This is a genomic window from Chloroflexota bacterium (genome assembly GCA_026389585.1).
Classification (GTDB): Bacteria; Chloroflexota; Dehalococcoidia; order UBA2247; family RBG-13-53-26; genus JAPLHP01.
In genome coordinates this window covers 12,646-31,671 of the sequence record JAPLHP010000078.1, presented here as the reverse complement: position 1 = coordinate 31,671, position 19,026 = coordinate 12,646, and the positions used below count along the sequence as shown (strand labels likewise).

The 19,026-nt window shown below is 54.1% G+C and carries 19 protein-coding genes; 9 read left to right on the top strand and 10 right to left on the bottom strand.

The window, feature by feature from the left end; all coding sequences use genetic code 11:
- Nucleotides 1-153 precede the first annotated feature (153 nt).
- The 5 genes from NTZ04_06915 (at nucleotide 154) to NTZ04_06895 (ending at nucleotide 6,133) form a co-directional block, all read left to right on the top strand.
- Nucleotides 154-1,896: an ABC transporter permease subunit gene (locus NTZ04_06915; protein ID MCX5992038.1), complete on the top strand. Its 1,743-nt coding sequence runs from the start codon at nucleotides 154-156 to the stop codon at nucleotides 1,894-1,896.
- 20 nt (nucleotides 1,897-1,916) lie between these two features.
- Nucleotides 1,917-3,221: a nitrate/sulfonate/bicarbonate ABC transporter ATP-binding protein gene (locus NTZ04_06910; GenBank protein ID MCX5992037.1), complete on the top strand. Its 1,305-nt coding sequence runs from the start codon at nucleotides 1,917-1,919 to the stop codon at nucleotides 3,219-3,221.
- 389 nt (nucleotides 3,222-3,610) lie between these two features.
- A complete protein-coding gene (locus tag NTZ04_06905; protein MCX5992036.1) occupies nucleotides 3,611-3,901 on the top strand; it encodes a twin-arginine translocase TatA/TatE family subunit in 291 nt (96 codons plus the stop codon).
- Nucleotides 3,902-4,283: 382 nt separating this feature from the next.
- The gene (locus NTZ04_06900) at nucleotides 4,284-5,270 is read left to right on the top strand and encodes an ATP-binding cassette domain-containing protein (protein ID MCX5992035.1); all 987 of its coding nucleotides are present in this window, start codon (nucleotides 4,284-4,286) and stop codon (nucleotides 5,268-5,270) included.
- Nucleotides 5,270-6,133 carry an ABC transporter permease gene (locus tag NTZ04_06895; GenBank protein ID MCX5992034.1) on the top strand — a complete coding sequence of 288 codons (864 nt, stop codon included), beginning with the start codon at nucleotides 5,270-5,272 and terminating at the stop codon, nucleotides 6,131-6,133. Before NTZ04_06900 ends, NTZ04_06895 begins: the two co-directional genes overlap by 1 nt.
- Before the next feature lie 388 nt (nucleotides 6,134-6,521).
- Here the strand turns inward: NTZ04_06895 and NTZ04_06890 are convergent, their stop codons facing one another.
- The 5 genes from NTZ04_06890 to NTZ04_06870 all read right to left on the bottom strand — a co-directional run bounded on the left by NTZ04_06890 (nucleotide 6,522) and on the right by NTZ04_06870 (nucleotide 10,032).
- Nucleotides 6,522-7,340: an energy-coupling factor ABC transporter ATP-binding protein gene (locus NTZ04_06890; GenBank protein ID MCX5992033.1), complete on the bottom strand. Its 819-nt coding sequence runs from the start codon at nucleotides 7,338-7,340 to the stop codon at nucleotides 6,522-6,524.
- Complete coding sequence (gene cbiM / locus NTZ04_06885) at nucleotides 7,337-9,184, bottom strand: cobalt transporter CbiM (protein MCX5992032.1); 1,848 nt, start codon at nucleotides 9,182-9,184, stop codon at nucleotides 7,337-7,339. The genes NTZ04_06890 and cbiM overlap by 4 nt, the downstream gene beginning before the upstream one ends.
- A 102-nt stretch (nucleotides 9,185-9,286) precedes the next feature.
- Nucleotides 9,287-9,697 (bottom strand): Fur family transcriptional regulator, encoded by a 411-nt coding sequence (locus NTZ04_06880; protein MCX5992031.1) that lies wholly within the window; start codon nucleotides 9,695-9,697, stop codon nucleotides 9,287-9,289.
- 14 nt (nucleotides 9,698-9,711) lie between these two features.
- Nucleotides 9,712-9,903, bottom strand: coding sequence for a CooT family nickel-binding protein (locus tag NTZ04_06875; GenBank protein ID MCX5992030.1), 192 nt, complete (start codon nucleotides 9,901-9,903; stop codon nucleotides 9,712-9,714).
- Complete coding sequence (locus tag NTZ04_06870) at nucleotides 9,904-10,032, bottom strand: hypothetical protein (GenBank protein MCX5992029.1); 129 nt, start codon at nucleotides 10,030-10,032, stop codon at nucleotides 9,904-9,906.
- A gap of 200 nt (nucleotides 10,033-10,232) precedes the next feature.
- Between NTZ04_06870 and NTZ04_06865 the strand changes: the two genes are divergently transcribed.
- Genes NTZ04_06865 through NTZ04_06855 form a run of 3 tightly spaced genes read left to right on the top strand, consistent with a single transcriptional unit; the run spans nucleotide 10,233 to nucleotide 13,525 of the window.
- Entirely contained in the window at nucleotides 10,233-11,594 is a 1,362-nt protein-coding gene (locus NTZ04_06865) for a TldD/PmbA family protein (GenBank protein MCX5992028.1), read from the top strand.
- A 50-nt stretch (nucleotides 11,595-11,644) separates the two neighbouring features.
- Complete coding sequence (locus NTZ04_06860) at nucleotides 11,645-12,970, top strand: metallopeptidase TldD-related protein (protein ID MCX5992027.1); 1,326 nt, start codon at nucleotides 11,645-11,647, stop codon at nucleotides 12,968-12,970.
- 6 nt (nucleotides 12,971-12,976) lie between these two features.
- Nucleotides 12,977-13,525: a GNAT family N-acetyltransferase gene (locus tag NTZ04_06855; GenBank protein ID MCX5992026.1), complete on the top strand. Its 549-nt coding sequence runs from the start codon at nucleotides 12,977-12,979 to the stop codon at nucleotides 13,523-13,525.
- A 149-nt stretch (nucleotides 13,526-13,674) separates the two neighbouring features.
- Here the strand turns inward: NTZ04_06855 and NTZ04_06850 are convergent, their stop codons facing one another.
- The 5 genes from NTZ04_06850 to NTZ04_06830 form a co-directional block, all read right to left on the bottom strand.
- Entirely contained in the window at nucleotides 13,675-14,619 is a 945-nt protein-coding gene (locus tag NTZ04_06850; GenBank protein MCX5992025.1) for an SDR family NAD(P)-dependent oxidoreductase, read from the bottom strand.
- A gap of 30 nt (nucleotides 14,620-14,649) precedes the next feature.
- Nucleotides 14,650-15,606 carry an SDR family oxidoreductase gene (locus tag NTZ04_06845; GenBank protein MCX5992024.1) on the bottom strand — a complete coding sequence of 319 codons (957 nt, stop codon included), beginning with the start codon at nucleotides 15,604-15,606 and terminating at the stop codon, nucleotides 14,650-14,652.
- Between the two features lie 115 nt (nucleotides 15,607-15,721).
- A complete protein-coding gene (locus NTZ04_06840; GenBank protein ID MCX5992023.1) occupies nucleotides 15,722-16,669 on the bottom strand; it encodes an SDR family oxidoreductase in 948 nt (315 codons plus the stop codon).
- A 25-nt stretch (nucleotides 16,670-16,694) separates the two neighbouring features.
- Complete coding sequence (locus NTZ04_06835) at nucleotides 16,695-17,123, bottom strand: MaoC/PaaZ C-terminal domain-containing protein (protein MCX5992022.1); 429 nt, start codon at nucleotides 17,121-17,123, stop codon at nucleotides 16,695-16,697.
- A gap of 25 nt (nucleotides 17,124-17,148) precedes the next feature.
- Complete coding sequence (locus NTZ04_06830; GenBank protein MCX5992021.1) at nucleotides 17,149-17,580, bottom strand: MaoC family dehydratase N-terminal domain-containing protein; 432 nt, start codon at nucleotides 17,578-17,580, stop codon at nucleotides 17,149-17,151.
- Between the two features lie 276 nt (nucleotides 17,581-17,856).
- On the opposite strand from NTZ04_06830, the gene rlmN reads away from it, so the two are divergent.
- A complete protein-coding gene (gene rlmN / locus NTZ04_06825; GenBank protein ID MCX5992020.1) occupies nucleotides 17,857-18,963 on the top strand; it encodes a 23S rRNA (adenine(2503)-C(2))-methyltransferase RlmN in 1,107 nt (368 codons plus the stop codon).
- The last annotated feature ends 63 nt before the right edge of the window (nucleotides 18,964-19,026 follow it).

The window sequence follows — 19,026 nt, the reverse complement described above, 5'->3', positions numbered from 1 at the left end:
ACCCCTTCGATTGATTAAACACACCTCACGACGTTTCGGCAACCCCACACGAGGCTCCTGTCCCATTTGTTCTCCAGTTGAACTTAATGGATTCCAAGATCATAATAAATAGTTTGGGAGCGAGGACGATTTCTCTCGGACAAAGGGACAAGAGTGAAGGGGAATTCCAACAGGACGTGGACCCAGATCAGCTCGTATCTTTTGGTCCGCACCCGTGCGGTGAGATGGGCCAACGTTGTGGTGTTAGTCGGCTTCGCAGGCCTGTTCTTCGGTGTGCTTAGCTTTGCTCATGAAGTGACAGGCCACTTCCGTCCCGCGGTTCAGATAGACTTGTCTCCCTGGGCATTGCCCAAATATGCGCTCTACTCACTGTCCAGAGGCCTTGCTGCATTCGGGCTTTCTGTGACTTTCACGCTCATCTATGGCTACTGGGCTGCGAAGGATCAGGCTGCAGGACGCGTTCTTGTTCCATTGCTGGACATCATGCAGAGCATTCCAGTGCTTGGTTTCATGCCCGGTCTGGTGTTGGCTCTTGTGGCTTTGTTCCCATCAAGCAATGTGGGGCTCGAGTTGGCATCGATCATCATGATATTCACGGGCCAAGTTTGGAATATGACTTTCAGTTTCTACCATTCTCTTCGCACTGTTCCACAGGACCTGCGTGAAGCCTCAGAGGTGTACCGATTCAGTTGGTGGCAGCGCTTCCGGCAGGTGGAACTTCCTTCTTCAATGATTGGGCTTGTCTGGAATGGAATGATGAGCATGGCTGGGGGGTGGTTCTTCCTCATGATCAGCGAGTCATTCGTCCTTGGGGACAAGGACTTTCGGCTCCCCGGGATCGGGTCATACATGAGTGTGGCTATACACGAGGGGAACGTTTCGGCGATGATAAGCGCCATCGTAGCCATGATCGTGATGATTGTGGCGCTGGACCAGTTGTTGTGGAGACCAGTGGTTGTCTGGGCGCAAAGGTTTCGAGTTGAAGAAGGCGCACGTGACGAGAGGGTGACCTCCTGGTTTTGGGAGCTGCTTCGCCGATCCAATCTGGTGGCCCTGTTCTCCCGAGCCGTGCGACGCATGATCCGCCGATTCCAGCGGATCCCCAAACCCATAGCAGCAAGGCTTCCTCCCAAGCCCAGCGCGCTGCCAGGACGCGTGGCGTCGTTGGCTGCGCTGGTCTTCATAGTGCTGGGGCTGATGGGAGGCACTTGGGCGCTCGTTCAGATCGTCCATCATCTTTCCTTGGGCCAGTGGGGCCGGATCCTGGGTGCCGGGGGTGTCACGCTGGCAAGAGTCATTGCGTCAACTGCCATAGGAACGCTCTGGGCCGTACCAGCGGGGCTTGCCATAGGTCTCAATCCGCGCCTGTCTAGGATGCTTCAACCGGTAGTACAGATCACGGCTTCCTTTCCGGCCCCCATGCTTTTCCCATTGGTGGTTGGCGGGCTCTCGTTGGCTGGAATCCCGCTTGGATGGGGGAGTATAATGCTCATGCTGATGGGAACCCAGTGGTACATTCTCTTCAATGTCATCGCTGGGGCAACGGCAATACCATCGGATCTGAAGGAAGCAGCCCAGACCTACCACCTTAGTAGATGGCGCAGGTTCCGGACTCTCTATCTTCCTGTCATCTTGCCCTATCTGGTGACAGGCTGGGTTACTGCGGCAGGAGGCGCCTGGAACGCGAGTATTGTGTCAGAGTATGTTATGTACAAAGGGGATGGACTTACGACCTGGGTATTGGGATCGACCATCAGTCAAGCCGCCGAAAAGGCCGACCTACCTTTGCTCGCCGCCAGCGTTGTCGTCATGGCACTCATCGTGGTGCTTGTCAATCGAACCTTATGTCAGCGTTTGTATCGCTTGACTGAAGAGCGGTTTTCGCTGAGTAAGTAAACTGACGAAAGGAATCTCAAATGTCGAATGAGGCCGTGGGAATATCAGGCATGACTGCATTGTGCGGGGCTCGACATGTCTCTAAGGATTTCATGATGCCCAACAAGCGCCCCCTTCGAGTTCTGGAGGACATTAGCTTGTCGATCGGCCCGAACGAGGTAGTCGCCCTGCTTGGCCCATCGGGTTGTGGGAAATCGACACTGCTGAGGATCATGGCAGGACTTATCCCTCCCACACACGGAGAAGTCCGCTACCACGGAGAGCCAGTCACGGGCATGAACCTGGGCACAGCGATCGTTTTTCAGAGCTTTGCCCTCTTCCCCTGGATGACCATCGTCAGAAACATAGAGGTGGCGTTGGAAGCGACAAAGGTGCCCAAGGAGGAAGTGCACGATCTAACGGCGAACGCAGTGCGGCTTGTTGGCCTTAGCGGCTTCGAGGAGGCCTACCCCCGGGAGCTGTCTGGCGGCATGAAACAGAGAGTCGGCATCGCCAGAGCTCTGGCGGTTAACCCGGAGATTCTATTCATGGACGAACCTTTCAGCCAGGTGGACTCGCTCACTGCTGAGAGTCTCCGCGCAGATGTCATAGATATCTGGGGTGCGAAGAGCAACAATCTGTCGTCTATTCTCATGGTTAGCCATGATGTGACGGAGGTTGTCTATATGGCGGACCGGATCGCCGTTCTCAGCGCAGCACCAGGGCGTGTTCGGGCCATTGTCCCGAATGATCTACGACGTCCCAGAGACTACCGCTCAGGCGCATTCCTGGCCATGGTAGAGCGGCTGCATGATGTGATCGCTGGGAATGAGCTGCCCGATGCCGCGGTGCCTTCGGACAATAGTCAACCACCGGGCATTGAGGTGGTCCCTGATGTCTCCCCAAACGAGATTATAGGACTTCTCGAATATCTGCAGGAGCGCGCCGGTGGCCAGGACATCTTCCAGATTGCGACTAGCACGCAACGCGAATTCGGCCGCCTCATCGCAATAGTCCGGGCCGCCGAGATACTCGACTTTGCGGACACGCCTGGTCGGTTGGTCGTCTTGACGGCAACCGGCAGGGAGTTTGTGAAGTCGGATCAGGAAAAACGCAAGCTCCTGTGGCGAAAGCAGTTGCTGGAGCTTCGCTTGTATCGGCGTATGACTGAACTGCTGGCGGCGAACAGTGAAGCCGGAGTTGGCGCTGACAAGATTATGGAGATCATTGGGACCATGATGCCCCAGGAAAACCCTGAGCAAGTCTTTGCCTCATTCGTGAGCTGGGCTCGTTTCGGAAACCTCTACGCATACGATGAGGGCTCCAGGAAGGTATATCTACAGTAGAATGGCACAGGTGTTCAGTCCGCATTTCTGCTGTCAACGTGGTCACAGCGGAAGTCTGACACCCAGCTTCGATCACAGGGTCGAGACAGGAAAGGGAAGCAAAGCAGCCCGAGTGGCTTTCCCACCAGCATTTGACACTTGTGGTAGGACAGTTTGGCTCTGAAAATGGCGTACACTTCAATGACGAGAGCTGCGCCTCTATTGAGCGAATAGTCCAATTCGTAATAGACACCCTGCAAGATCAGAACACCATTCGTCAACATGTTCAACTTTGCACGTATTGACTTTACTGAGAACGCTGGTTTGACATCCCCGGCATATACAGAGTTACAATAGTATTTTGGGCAAAGCAGTAGCTGCCTGCCGTTTTGGTACAAAGGAGGTGGTTCATGGAACTTGGTCCGCTAGAGATCGCCCTTATTGTGGTTGCCATCGTGCTCATCTTCGGGGTAGGGAAACTTGGTCAAATTGGTGGCGCTCTCGGCAAGAGTATCCATGACTTCCGCAAGGAAAAGGATAGAACAGATGACCTCCCCCAGGCAAGTACGGCAGGATCGAACGCTCAAATGGCTGTTATTCAGCCGGAAGCAAGAACCGCAACGTGGAAGTCTTGTTCCAACTGTGGCTTCCAGATGTCCGAGAATGCCAAGTTCTGCATGAGTTGTGGGACGAAGATTTGAGGCTCCAGCTACAAACTGGTTCAGCAAGGAGAGATCTACCGCAGCACCGTACTGCGCGTTGAGGAAAGGCGAAGGCCAACAGGCTTGTCATCCTCTCCTTTGATTCAACTGACCCGCCCCCCGAAAACTAGTCCAGGTGAAATGTTAGATTCGGGACCAGGGAAAGGAGGGCAAGCCAGTTGCGGCTTTTCTTCATATCCGTACCTCAGGGACTGAATAGTATGTCCTGGACACCGCACAGTGTGAATTTGACAAGTGGAGTATGGGTATTTAGAGTGGATAAGCGCCGGAAGACAATGTTGACAATAGACCCTTACGCACAGAGATTACAGAGTAGAATGGGGACGCCTCGAGTTACATTAGAGTAGGCAGGTACTTGTCTATGCAGACCGATAGCACCAAGATGGTCGGCGATCATGCTACAGTTGACGGGGTCATCCACTGTGAGCAGTTGACCAAGCGCTACCCTGGTGACATCTTGGCCGTGGATAGGCTCGACTTGGTGGTGCGCCGTGGGGAGATCTTCGGGTTACTCGGCCCCAACGGCGCGGGCAAGACGACAACTGTTGGCATGCTCAGCAGCTTGGTCATTCCGACCGCTGGCAAGGCCATAGTGGCCGGCATAGATGTGGTGGCTCATCCGGCCTTGGCCAAACAGTTGATAGGTGTTGTACCCCAGACCAACACTCTGGATCGAGCCCTGACTGTGTGGGAGAACCTCTACTACCACGGCCGGTTTTTCGGGATGAGTGCCAAGGCCGCCAGGGCAGCGGCCGACCAGTGGCTGGTCCGTTTCCGCCTTGCCAACCGGGCCAAGTCATCAGTGCTGGCCTTGTCAGGCGGCATGGCAAAACGGCTAATGGTGGCCCGGGCCCTCATGCACCGTCCGTCGGTACTCTTCCTGGACGAGCCTACGGCGGGCCTCGACCCTCAGAGCCGCATAGCACTATGGGAGATCCTTGGCGAGTTGCACACAGAGGGTCAGACTATCTTCTTGACTACCCATTACATGGAGGAAGCTGACTCGCTCTGCAATCGGTTGGCCATCATGGACCGCGGCCGCGTCCTGGTTATTGATACCCCCAAGGCCCTCAAGGAGTCGGTTGGTGTGGACAGCATCGTGACCGTGTCGGCCATCGGTGATCTGGAGGCTCTCGGCAGGGTCCTTCAGGAGAAGGTCGAGGGCGCGACCAAAACCCAGCGTCTGGACACCACCGTTCAACTTCACGTGAAGGGCACGGCCGGCGTGCTGCCCAAGGTGTTTGCCGCTGCCGAGCAGGCAGGTTTTAACATAACCGACCTGTCCGTGGCTGAGCCCACCCTCGAGACCGTCTTCATCAACCTGACCGGAAAGGACCTGCGCGAGTAATGGCAGACGCCGTACCGTTTCACCCTACCGAACCCATCCGGTCAGAGGCTGCTGCCAGCCTCGCTGCTTTCAAGGCCCTGCTGCTTCGCGACCTCACGGTACTGAAGAAGAACTTTGGCATATTCGCCGCACGCACGATCATCCAGCCGTTCCTGTTGGTCTTCGTTTTTCTGTACGTTTTCCCTCAGATCGGCCAGGGAATCGGCGGAAGCCAGAGTACTGGCGAATCCTCTTTCGCTACGGTGCTGGTGGCCGGTGTAGTGGGCCTATCGATCATGTTCCAGGGAATCCAGGCGGTGGCCCTGCCCCTCGCCAACGAATTCGGCTACACCAAGGAGATCGAGGACCGGGTGCTCGCACCCCTCCCTGTGTCCCTGGTTGCTATTGGCAAGGTAGTGGCAGGAGCTATTCAGTGTCTGATCGCTGCGATCATCGTTTTCCCTATCGCGCTGGTTGTCCACGCGCAGGGAGTCCACCCTCATCTGTCAGTGCACTGGCTGGTTCTCATCCCCCTCATCCCGCTCGCCTGCATCATGACGTCCAGCCTGGGGCTGGTACTTGGCACGCGCATCGAGCCGCGCAACATCAGCATTATGTTCGGCTTCATCGTTCTGCCCATTACGTTCCTCGGAGGCACCTACTACCAGTGGACGACACTGTCGGCTGTAAAGGTCGCCGGTTTCTCTTGGCTGCAGGCTCTGGTGTGCATTAATCCGCTGATCTACGTGACCGAGGGTTTCCGTGCTGCATTGACCACAGCACCACACATGCACCTGTACGTGATCTTCCCGGTGCTCCTGGCACTGTGTGCCCTGGTGCTCTGGGCTGGGATAGTGGGCTTCCGAAAGCGTGTCCTGAACTAAGTACCATGGCCTCTCAGTCTGCACAATAGCCTTGTCTGACCCAACGACCAAACATTCCCAGTGCGATTCTCTTGTGGAGGCTCCTAGACTGAAACCCAGTTCAAAGGTTCTGTGTATTGTACGGTACTGCCCACCGTCGTGGACCCTAACTTGGCCTTCTACAGTGACTCCCAACCGCGCCATCTTGAGCCATGATGTCATCGGAGTGGAGGGTTATGCTGAGGAGCTTGTTATATCTGTCAGCTGCGGCGAGTCACCTCCAGTGGGAATCTGAGTGGATAGGTGTGGTTGAGTAAGCCACCCTCAGGGCTTCTTCACAGTCTCCAGCTTATGTGTGGTGATGATCTGAGTTATCAAGAGCCCATATTGAGTGCTTGAGTAATGGTCATTAGTGCCTGTGATCGTGCAGGTGCTGGTGACGGTGCACAAGTTCCTTGTGCCTATGGGAGTGTTCATGGACAAGGTTAGTCCGGAGGAGGAAATCAGGATTAGAAAGGAACTCCTCCGGCTTCCCATCGGCCACGAGGCCATGGTCGGCCCCCAGGACAATCACGCGGGTCGCAAGTTCCTCCACCGTGTCCAGGTCTTGAGTGCTGAAGACCAGACTCTTGCCTTCATCTGCCCAGTCTATCAGAAAATCAATGAGATTCCCCTGGCTCCACGGATCCAGGCCGGTCGTAGGCTCGTCAAGGAGGAGAACCCGGGGATGTAGAGAAAGCACTGAGGCCAGGGCTACCTTCTTCTTCTCTCCGCCGGAGAGGCGATAAGGGGGCCGCTCCCGGAGATGGGTGATATTCAGCAGTTTCAAGGCCTCCGAACCTCTGGATACCACTTCATCCTTTGGAATTCCCAACTGAAGGGGACCGAAGATAACTTCATCCCAGACGGTGGGAGAAAAAAGCTGCACATCCGGGTCTTGAAATACCAGTCCCACCCTGCGGCGGAATTCCAGAACAAAAGGCCCGTCTCTCAGTGCCTTTTCGGAGAGGGGCTTCCCGAAAGCCAGTAACTGTCCGCCCGTAGGGAAGATCAGTCCGTCCAGGAGTTTAAGTAGAGTGCTCTTGCCCGAGCCGTTAGCCCCCAAAAGGGCCACCAGTTCCCCCGGGCCAATGGTCAGGTTTAGTTGCCTCAAGGCCGCAATATTGCCGGGATAATCATAGCCCAGGTTTCTTGTCTCAAATATATGCCCTGCGCCTGGTGTCATCATAGCCTGTTACTCCACAATAAGACTGACGCTACGGCCAAGGCAAATGCGACCCACAAGAAGTCCCGCCGCCTCAGGCTAAGGTCATTCAGTACGAGCCCCTCGTCCCGGTAGCCTCGGGAAAGCATGGCGAGGTAGACCTCCTCGCTCAGGTGATGTGACTTGGCCATGGTTGTAGCCAGCGCTTGACCCAGCCACCGCCGGTTTTCTCCTCCAGGTAGGCTACCCAGGGTGCGGCTTCGCCGGGCCAGGAACATCGAGTTGGCAGTGTGGAGTAAGAGGAAGATGTAGCGGTATGTCATACCCAAGGTGGCTACGAAAAGCGAGGGCACACGAAACCAGCGTAGTGCTGCCAGGATGTTCGTCCAGCGTGTGGTGAGAATAAGGAGCACCCCAAAAGACAGGGAGTCTGTCACCCTGAGGATTAGGAGACCCGCGGTGCGGGCTCCCTGCTCAGTGATGATGACCTTGCTGCCCGCGATTACCAGAGGCGCTCCCGGGGTAATAAAAAGGGCCGGTATGGCAATCACTGCGGTAAAGATAGGGATAAAGAGCAGGATGCGCTTGAGGAAAACCCCCAGCGGCACCCGGGATAGCAAGGCGAAGGCCAGGACAAGGACAAATACAGCGGCGAGTATCGGCAGACTCCGGGCCAGACCTACAACGACAATGAAAAGCACGAAGGTCACTATCTTGACGCGGGCATCCAGTCCCTGAAGCAATCCCGGGGCGCGGCACAGGTCTTCGGCCGATATCACGGATTCCAGGAGATGGGTGATATTGGAGATGTTCCTGGATAGAAAATCTTTGCTCTTCACCCCCGGACTGCCCCCTTCTAATGGCGGCTGTTCTATGGGCGAGTCTTTGCCTTTGCGAGTGAGCCTCTGGCCAAGCAGCCAGAGCAAGAAAGCCACTAGAGCAATACCTACGAACGCGGACAGGATATAGCCGATGACTGCTCCCATCCTGGGAAAGCCGTAGTCCGGCAGCGGAGCCGGCCACCACCCAGCAAATCTCTGCATTCCGCCAGGTATGAATCCCAGCCCCAGGTCCTTCAGTTCGTCTACCCCCCATTCACCCCAGGCTGTACCCGAGGCAAGGAGTCCCACCGGGGTTGCCATGCCCACCAGGCCCAGAGCCCCCCAGAGGAGCCAGATTTTCCCCTCTTTCTTTCCCGGCACGTCCGCTTTGATGAGGCTGGAATGGATTCGCTGCAGATAAGCGAACACCAGACCCGTCACTAGGGCCTCGACAGGGCCTGCGATAAGAAGATGTCCTCCTAACATGGCCGGCAAAGCTTTATTCAAGGCGTAAGGAGCATAGAGGGGAACGCCGGCAGCGTTGTGGAACAGGGTGGGCTGAATCCCCAGCTCAACTCCTGTGAGGACTGCAGCCACAACAAGGGCTATGTAGCTTGCGAGGACTGCCGCCACCAGCCGGCGGGTCGAGGTAGCTTCTGAATTGCTTGAAATTACCTTGTAAATGAAGTATCCCACCAGAGGCAGGACTATGGCCATGTTAAAACAATTGGCGCCAAAGGTCATTAAGCCGCCATCGGCGAAAAACAACGCCTGGATTCCCAGCACCACCGAGATACCGATCACTGCTGCCCAAGGCCCCAACACGATTGCCAGAAGCGTGCCACCCACCGCGTGGCCGGTGGTGCCCCCCGGCAAGGGGATGTTGAACATCATTAGAACGAAGATGAAAGCAGCGAAGAGAGCCAGCACGGGGACGGTGCGCCCGGTGAGTACCTGACGGACACGCTTGGTGGCTACGTACCAGAAAGGCGCGGTGGCACCATACATAACCCCGCATGTCGCCGGACTCAGATAACCATCGGGTATGTGCAGCTTTTCTCCTTAGTATTAGTAGTTTTCTGGCGTCCTGGTAATTGCATTGAGATGTAGTTGCAACTAGTTGCATTATAGCAGACAAAAAAAGAGGAGTCAATTCTGGCAGCGGAGGCAGTGACCGTGGATGGCGAGGTGTCTCAGGTCGGCCTGAAAGTGGTACTTTCTTCTCAGGGTGTCTTCCAGGGGGGTGAGGAGACTCTCGTCCAGGTCAATAGTCCGCCCGCATTTCTGGCAGACAAGGTGGTGATGGTGGCCCTTGTCAGCATGATGATAGTAGAGTTTGTCTCCACCAAGCTCGGTCTCGGTTACCAGGTCGAGTTCCTTCAGCAGTTCCAGTGTTCGATAGATGGTGGATTTGTTGACCCAGGGATACTTGGCCCGAACGCGGCCATATATCTCCGGGGCGGTAATATGCCCTTCAGCTTGATGAAGGGCTTCCAGTACCATCATGCGCTGCGGGGTAAGGCGGTACCCTTTTTCTTTCAGGCTTTCAAAACAGCTCATCTGCTTAGTTCTGTTCAGTTGGTTCTTTCAAGTATGACCCTCGAATTCTCGAAGTCGATCTCCTTGATGCTGGCAGTTATGTCCTTTTCTTCACCGAACAAAGTTGATAAGTGCAAAATCTTATCCCTGATCTCGATCAGTGCTACCGATTCGAGGATGAGCTCCCTCTTCCCATCTCCCTCAAGATATGCTTTCCCCAGGCACATTTATTTCTCCTTTAGCCTTTTCAAGGCTGCGAGCAGGAATTCATTGGCCTTGTTTGTCTGCTGTGCGGCTTGCTTTATATCGCAATGGTCCAATAGTACTCTGAGTTTGGCCTTATCATCCTTTTCCATACGGGTTCCCTCTTTGTATTATCGAAATTGTTTCCAGAGGATTATAGCACACGTTTGAATTGCCAAAGAAAAAGTGGCTTTTCTCTTGAAAATTGACTATGCTTTATAAATTGATTGAGGAAGTTCCTCTCGATGTCCCCACTGAATCGCTTACAGCAGCAGGATTTTCACAGAGCTTTCCGAGAGGCTGGAGGTCCCAATTGAAGAGAGATCAAATTGAAGAAGCCTTGAAGGGGCATGATGCCGAGTATATTGAGGTGCGTTTTGAGGAGAACAAGGCGACCAGTATACGGTATCGTGGAAAGGAGCTGGAGGAGGTCAGTCAGCCCACCAGTTCCGGGGGCAATGTAAGGGCATTGGTCAAAGGGGGATGGGGTTTTGTCAGCTTCAATGATCAAGGCAGCTTGCGGGAGAAGGTGAAGCTGGCTGTGAAACAGGCGAGATTGGTGGGGAAAGGCGTTACTAGGTTTGCTTCAGTGGCTCCGGTGGTGGATTCCCTGGAAGAGGCAGCGGAAAGGGACTGCACTGCTATCCCTCTGGTTGAAAAGAAGCGTCTGGCTGACGAATACAATGAGATTATCCTGAGTACTCCGAAGGTGGAGACCTCGGTGGTGGGCTACAGGGACAGACTGAGGAAAGCCATATTTGCCAATTCGGAAGGAAGTTACATCGAGCAGAAGAACAGCGATCTCTCCCTTCGCGTTAGTGCAATGGCACGGGAAGGGGGTGACATACAGCAGGCAGGTCTGAGCGTAGGAAGCAGGGGTGATTTTACCCAAGTCGAGGGGCTGCATGAGCAGGTGAGAGAGATAGCACATCGAGCGGTGGAACTTCTCTCTGCCCCTCAAGTGCAGAGCGGAGAGTACTGTGTGGTTCTCGATCCCATTCTGGCTGGTGTGTTCACCCACGAGGCGTTTGGGCATTTGTCTGAGGCAGACTTTACCTATGAGAATGAGCGGATGAGAGAGATCATGGTGCTGGGACGGAGGTTCGGTGGGGAGCATCTCAATATTGTCGATGGTGCTGCTGTTCCCGGCTTGAGGGGGAGCTATAAGTATGATGACGAAGGCGTGCCTGCATCCAGAACCTATCTGATCAAGGAAGGGGTGCTGGTAGGGAGGCTTCACTCCCGTGAAACAGCGGCCAAGATGGAAGAACCAACCACAGGAAATGCCAGGGCAATAGACTATCATTATCCTCCTATTGTGCGCATGACGAATACTTTTATTGAGCCGCAGAAGCTCTCATTTGGTGAGATAATCGGTGACATTAAAGAAGGAATATACGTTAAGAACTGGTACGGCGGGACCACCAGTATGGAGATGTTTACATTCTCGGCTGGCGAAGCATACTTTATCCGGCAGGGTAGGGTGGCGGAACTGCTGCGCTCTGTAGTACTCACCGGCAACATATTCACCACTCTCCAAAACATAGATGCCATTGGCAATGACCTGCAGATGAACCAGGGTGGGGGTTGTGGGAAGGGAGGGCAAAGTCCGTTGCCGGTGTCCAATGGCAGCCCTCACATTCGGATTCAGCATTGTCTGATAGGTGGGGCGTGATGGTGGGGTTGTTAAAATTTTTTTATTGAGATTGAGAGTAGTCAACAAGAATGAACGATTTTTCAAAGCTTCGACTTGAAGAGATTCTTTCACTGGCAAAGAAAAGCGCCCAAGAGGCAGAGGTTTTCCTGAGCACCTTCGATGAGACCCCTGTTATCTTTGAGGCAAATCGTCTGAAGCAGTTACAGACGAACCAGGGTATGCTGGTTGCGCTTCGTATTGTGAAAGAGGGGAGGATCGGATTTTCTACTGCCACTGCACTTGATGACATTGTCTCACTGGTCAATCGGGCGGTAGAGGTGGCTCAATTTGGTACGATGGCCAGATTTGAGCTGCCATCCAGGCAGATCTATCCTCAGATAGCGATGTATGACCCTGAGACAGAAACGTTCGATATAGAGGAAATGGTTGAACTGGGTGAAGCGCTCATATCCCAGGTGCGCGGGCATACTCCGGATCTACTGTGTGATGCAAGCCTGGGCAAAGGCACGGTTTCGGTGTGTATCCTGAATTCCCGGGAGGGAGAAGCGGCTTTCAGGCGAAGCTTCTTTGGCGTAGGACTGGAGGGCAACCTGATCAGGGATACTGATATGCTGTTTGTTGGCGATAGTGAGAGCTCCTGTCATCCGGTCAAAGACATGGAGAAGGTGGCCCGTTCAGTGGTGAACCAGCTGGAGCTGGCCAAGAGGCGGGCTGCGGTATCAACCGGACACCTGCCTGTAATCTTCACTCCGCATGGGGTAGTCAGTGCCATGATTGCTCCCTTGACCGTAGCTTTCAACGGGCGGGTGGTTCTGCAGGGAGTCTCGCCATTAGTGGGCAAGAAGGGGAAGAAGGTTTTCGATGAGAAGCTGTCTTTGTGGGATGATGCTACGCTGGCTTATCGTCCCAGAAGTCGTCCGTGTGACGATGAAGGGGTAACCAGCCGCCGCATGCCTCTTATTGATGGTGGTGTAGTGAAGAGTTTTTTGTATGATTTGCAGACCGCTGGCTTAGCTGGTGTTGAGAGCACAGGAAGTGGCGACAGGGTTGGTGCCGGATTACCTGCTCCCTCGATAAGCAGCCTGGTTCTTGAGACGGGGGATGTCAGTTTTGAAGACATGGTTCGAGATGTGAAGGAGGGGCTGGTAGTAGAGCAGCTCATGGGTGCTACGCAGACCAATGTCGTTGCGGGCGATTTTAGCGGCAATGTTCTCCTGGGATATAAGGTGGAGAGGGGAGAAATAGTAGGCCGTGTGAAGGATACGGTTGTTTCAGGTAATATTTATAAGGCGCTGGGTGAGAACGTTGCAGTCGGGAGGGAGGCGAGGTGGGTTGGAGCAGTTCTTGCCCCAGCGGTTTTCTGTTCCGACCTGGCTGTGGGAAGTAAGGGATGACGTAGGATGATAAAGGGCGGCAAAGTAATACTTCGTGAGAAAAGGTTGGAGGACTCCTGGAACGATTATGCGTGGAAGAGTGACCCTGATCTGGCTGGGCTTGATGCTACTTTACCCCTGGATCTACCCTTCTCGATGTACTTGCTCAGCTATGCTGAAGAGTTGAACCATAATGATGGGAGGGGGTATACCTACGCTATTGAGACGCTTGAAGGCAAACATATTGGCAATTGCAGCTACTATAATATTGACCGAGACAAAGGCGAAGCTGAACTGGGTATCATTATCGGAGACACAGCATATTGGAATGCAGGGTATGGTACCGATGCAGCAACTGCTCTGGTGAACTATGTTTTTGAGAAAGAAGGCTTGAAGAGGATGTACCTCCATACCCTGGTGAGAAACAGCAGGGCGCAGAAATGCTTTCAGAAATGCGGATTTGTCCCCTGTGGATGTGTAGCCAGGTCAGGATATGATTTTATTCTTATGGAGATGAAGAAACCGAAAGCTTCTGCTGATAGAGACTCGGCTGGTGGTTTGGATAGTCCCGTCTAGTCCCTATGTGGACTGGATCCTTCAATGTACTTCGCGACGGTTTCTAATTCGACCCATGAATCAAGAAAACCGGAACGGGCCAATCTGTCAGATTGGCCCGTTCGAAACTAGCGCTTAGATCCAAGAGCCCAAGAACTATAGTGGGCTGATTACTTCTTCTTGTCTTCTTTCTCTGGTGGAGCCGGGTTGACGTAGCCCTTCAGCAGGTTGGGCATGCACTTCTCGACCTCGCCCACTGTCCAAGGCCCGTAGTTGTCCCAGTCTCTGTTGTATATGGCACTCTCCTTTGCAGGTGCCCAGTAGGAGAAGAAAGCCCCGGCACTGCCGAAAATACACCCGTTGACATGGCCGGCGGCTTCGCTGGCCAGGTATGTTGGGATGGCGGCCAGATAGTCAGCCGTGGCCACATGGGTCACTTCGTCGTATCGCTCTTTGGTCCAGAGACCGGACTCGACTCTCTTCTTATAGCCCGCCAGTACATCTGGTCCCATCGTCATTCTGGTAGCGGCTCTAGGGCAGATGGCGTTGCAGGTCACGCCGTACTTGCCGAGCTCCCAGGCGGCGGCATAGGTCAGGCTGGCGATGCCGCCCTTGGCCGCGCCATAGTTGCAGTGGCCGACCGTTCCCACAAAGGCTTCGGAAATGGTGTTCACTATCCGGCCATATTTCTGCTCTCTCATCAATGGAGCCGCATGCCGGATCATGTTGAAGGTCCCTTTAAGATGGACAGATATCACCACATCCCAGTCCTCTTCGGACAGGTTCCAGAGCATCTTGGCCCTGTCAATGCCGGCAACATTGACCAGGATGTCAATCCTGCCAAAGGTAGTGACGCAGGCCTTGATCATGGCTTCGGCGGCCTTGAAGTCCGCCACGCTGCCGTACTGGGGAATTGCCTGGACACCGAGCTGCTTGCACTCATTGGCGGTCTGGTCGGCCGGGGACGTGCTGGCGCCCTTGCCGTCGATTGCGCCGCCCAAGTCGCACGCCACTATGTTGGCGCCCTCCTTGGCCAATGCTAGGGATACCGCCTTTCCGATGCCGCTGCCGGCGCCGGTTACAACTGCATTCTTACCCTTTAGTCTATCAGCCATAGTTGAATCCTCCTTCTCGATCGATGACTGCTATTTTTTCTTCTCTTTATCCTCTGGTTGTGGTGGAGCCGGGTTGACATAACCAACCAGCAGTTTCTGGGGTACAAGCTTCTCTATCTCTTCGAACCGCCACTTGCCTTCCTTCTTCCAGTCCCTGCTTACCTTGGTTGTTATTTGTGGCTGGCTCCAGTGCCCCAGCTCAATTCCAGAGACGAAGAATATCTGGCCGTTCACGTTGGCGGCGGCATCGCTGGCCAGGTAGGCGACGAAGGTGGCAAAGTATGAAGGATCAGCCAGCTCATTCATCATCTTGTCAAGCTGGTCCGCTGGCATCAGCCCGGCAGCGATTCTTTTCTTAATGCCTTCGATCACTTTATCGTCGGCGGTCATCCTGGTCCATGCTCGAGGACAGATTGAGTTGACAGTCACACCTGATCTGCCCAACTCGCGGGCTCCACCGTAGGTCAAGGTGGCAATGCCTCCCTTAGCTGCGGCGTAGTTCAGGTGGCTCGGGCCGCCTATAAATGCCTCGGATACGCAGTTTATGATTCTCCCGTATTTCTGATCCCTCATGAGGGGAGCAGCGTGCCTGATAAAATTGAACGTTCCCTTGAGGTGGACACCGACAACCTGGTCCCATTCCTGTTCGGTCATGTTCCAGATCATTTTGGGCTTGTCGATTCCAGCGATATTGCACAGGATGTCTATCCTGCCGAAGTTATCCACGCAGGCTTTGATAGCTGCCTCGGCGTCCTTGAAGCTGGATACGTCGCCATATTGTGCTATGGCCTTCACGCCGAACTTCTTGCATTCCTGCACCGTTTCATTCGCGGGATTCTGGTCAGTTCCTGTCCCATCCACGGCTACTCCGAGGTCACAGACCACGACATTGGCACCTTCCTCAGCCAGCGCCATGGCTACTGCCTTGCCGATTCCTCTACCGGCACCAGTGACAACTGCGTTCCTTCCCTTCAGCTTATCACCCATAATTAGTCCTCCTTAGTCCGAAATTTCTTCGTTCGAGGGCGCTTGTTTCTCACCAAGACCAATTCTCTTACTTCTCAGGAGGGGTGAGCCCGCCCTCTCGACTGACGAAGTGAATTCACTGTTTTCTTGTTGGGGCTGGGTTAACATAATCAACCAGCAATTGCTGGGGTACCAGTTTCTCCAGTTCATCAAGGCTCCATTTGTCCGCCGTATCCCAGTCCCTGGTGAATTTTCTGGCTATCTGTGGATGGTTCCAGATACCGATGGTGGCTCTGGAAACGACAAAGATGCAACCATTTATATTGGCAGCAGCATCGCTGGCTAAATAGGCTATGAAAGGGGCAAAATACTCGGGGTCAGCGCCTTCCCTTCTGGTCTCCTCCATGCCCTGGAGGCGATCCTCCGAGATGAGCCCGGCCTCGATTCTTTTCTGAAGGCCTTGATCCTGAGTATCACCGACACTCATTCTTGTCCGCGCTCGGGGGGCGAAGGCGTTGCAGGTCACTCCGTATTGTCCCATCTCCCGGGCGACGGCGTAGGTCAGGCTGACGATGCCTCCCTTAGCGGCACCGTAGTTGGTATGGCCGACGGTTCCAGCATATGCTTCGGAGGTACAGTTTACTATCCGCCCGTACTTTTGTTGCCTCATCAAGGCGCAAGCATGTCTGCAGAGATTCCAGGTTCCCTTGAGGTGGACAGCCTGCACCTTGTCCCAGTCTTCCTCCAGCATGTTAAAGATCATTTTGGGTCTAAGTATGCCGGCTATGTTACATAAAATGTCTATCCTGCCGAAGTTGCTGACGCAGGCCTGAACCATTTCCTCAGCGGACTTGAAGTTAGAAACATCCCCATAATGGGCGGCCGCTCTTACCCCCAGCTTACGGCATTCCTCTACCGTGCTGTCGGCAGGGGATTTGTCAGCTCCTGTCCCATCCATAGCCACACCGAGGTCGCAGACCAGGACATTAGCCCCTTCCTCGGCTAGCGCCAAGGCTATAGCTTTGCCTATTCCCCTGCCAGCACCAGTGACTAAAGCGTTCTTTCCTTTTAGTCTTTCCCCCAAAACCTTTGGTCCTTTTCCTGAGATTCTATTTCTTGGCGGGGAGGGCAACCACGGCTGTGCCTGGGGTAATCTTTTGTCCGGCAGGATTCTCTACCGAGATCTCTAGTTCCACAAGGTTCTGGCCATCCTTGACATACTTTTTGGTGACCTTACCCTTGCAGAGCAGTTTATCACCGGGGAAGGCGTTGCCTCGGTACTGAACGGTCATCTTCTTGAGTTCGCCCTTCTCGCCGATCCAATCGGTCAAGAGTTGTGTCAAGTAGGCAGCTTCGAGTCTGCCGTGAACCAGAACATTGGGGAATCCCATAGTTTTGGCGAACTCTTTCTCGTAGTGGAGTTCAAAAAAGTCTCCGGAAGCTCCGGCCCACATAACCAGGGTTCGTGTTGTAGGTGTCTTCTCCAGGGTAGGAATATCACTGCCTTCTTTGACGTCTTCGTAGTAAATCTGTGCCATATCGTTGACCTCCCTTTTCTTTCGTTTAGTAGCTCATTATGGTATTGGTACTTATGGCGACCACTTCGCCCTTCTGGTTCTTGTGGGTTGATTTGTATACCATCAGGGCTCTGGGGCCTTTGTCGCCGGACTTGTCCTGCAACTCCGTAAACTCGTGACTGGTGGAGATCTTGTCACCTTTCTTAATGGGTCTAAAGAACTCCCAGTCTGCTCCGCCAGCCACGCTTCGCTTGTAGGGCAATGGCACGCCGATCAACATGGCGCCACTGCTGATCATCGCCGTGGTGACCAGGCCGGGGGGAGCAGTCTGCTTCCACATGGGATTCGGGTCTCCGATGCACTCGCAGTATGCCCGGATAACCGTGCCGTCGATCTCCATCGACTCTTCTCTCTTCTTGCCGATGTAGGTTTTCACCTCATCCAAACTGCTGGCGAATTTTCTTTGGTCGATTGTCATACATCCTCCTTCAAAGACTGATTTCTATGATATCCCAAAATGAAATTCTCTGTCAAAGCTGAGTATCTGGTGCTCCTTCAGTTGAAACCCTTTGCCAAAGTGCATAGCCATTCTTATGTCGAACCTGGTTCTCAAACAAATGATTCAAGATATTGGGAGAAGGTCTGATTCAGTACGTTCGGGCGAAGCTGATATAATGAGGGTCTTGAGGGGATCGTATTCGGAGGAAGAACCAGCCCCAATTGCGTCGAAGCAGGTTGTTGAGGAGCACATGAGATGAAGCAGGGAATCCTGGGCTTGTCGGATTCGCAACTGAGGGAGATAGTCTGCTCCACGGGTGAGCCTGCTTACAGGGCTGATCAGATTCTGCGGTGGATCTACAGGGATATGGTCACCTCTTTCGAGGAAATGACAGATCTGCCTCAGCCCTTTCGCCTTAAGCTGGCTTCACTTTTTTCTTTGTTTACACTAAGCCCTATGGACGAGAAGTTCTCTGATGATGGGCAGACAAGGAAGGTGCTCTTCCGTCTGGAAGACGGCAGGACTATTGAGTCCAGCTTCATGCTTTATGCCAAGACTGGATCAAGTCGCGAGAGACGCACGGTTTGTGTTTCCACTCAGGTGGGATGCCCCATCGGGTGTCCGTTTTGTGCCACAGGCCAGCAGGGATTGGAGCGCAATCTCAATGCCGGTGAGATCGTTGAGCAGATCCTCTACTTTGTGAGGATGGAGGGGGCTGGGTCTCTGGAGGCAGCGAGTCCGCGATCCTCAACCAGGCGCTTATTAACTAATGTGGTGTTTATGGGTATGGGGGAACCTCTGGCCAACTATGAGGAGGTGTGGCGTTGCATCAGTATCCTGAACTCCAAGCGGGGCTTTGGTCTTGGTGTCAGGCAGATGACCCTGTCAACGGTAGGGCTGGTGCCCCAGATCCGGCGACTTGCCAGTGAGCAGATTCATGTGGAATTGGCGGTTTCTCTACATGCTGCGAGTGACGAGGTCAGAGATAAGCTTGTTCCCATTAATCGCAGGTATCCGCTGGGCGAACTGATCCCTGCGTGCAGGGAATATCTTCAGAAGACAGGGCGGCGCCCCACTTTTGAGTACGCCCTTTTTGAGCGAATAAACGATTCGCCGGACCAGGCGCATGGCTTGGCCAGGTTGCTGGGAGACTTTGATTGCCATGTGAATCTCATAGTGGGCAATGCCACTGCGAACAAGAAATTCAAGCCGTCTCCAATCGAGCGGGTGATTGCCTTTCAAAAGGAGTTGACCACTGCTGGTCTCTCCAACACCCTGAGGTTGTCCAGGGGGGTGGATATAGAAGCGGGGTGTGGACAACTGCGCAGCCGCCGCGTGGCCAGTAGTACCGGGGCAGGTTGAGCAGGGCCATAATCTTGAGCTTAGTCGCAAAATCCGGGAGCGGGTTTTGTGTCAGGCAGAGGT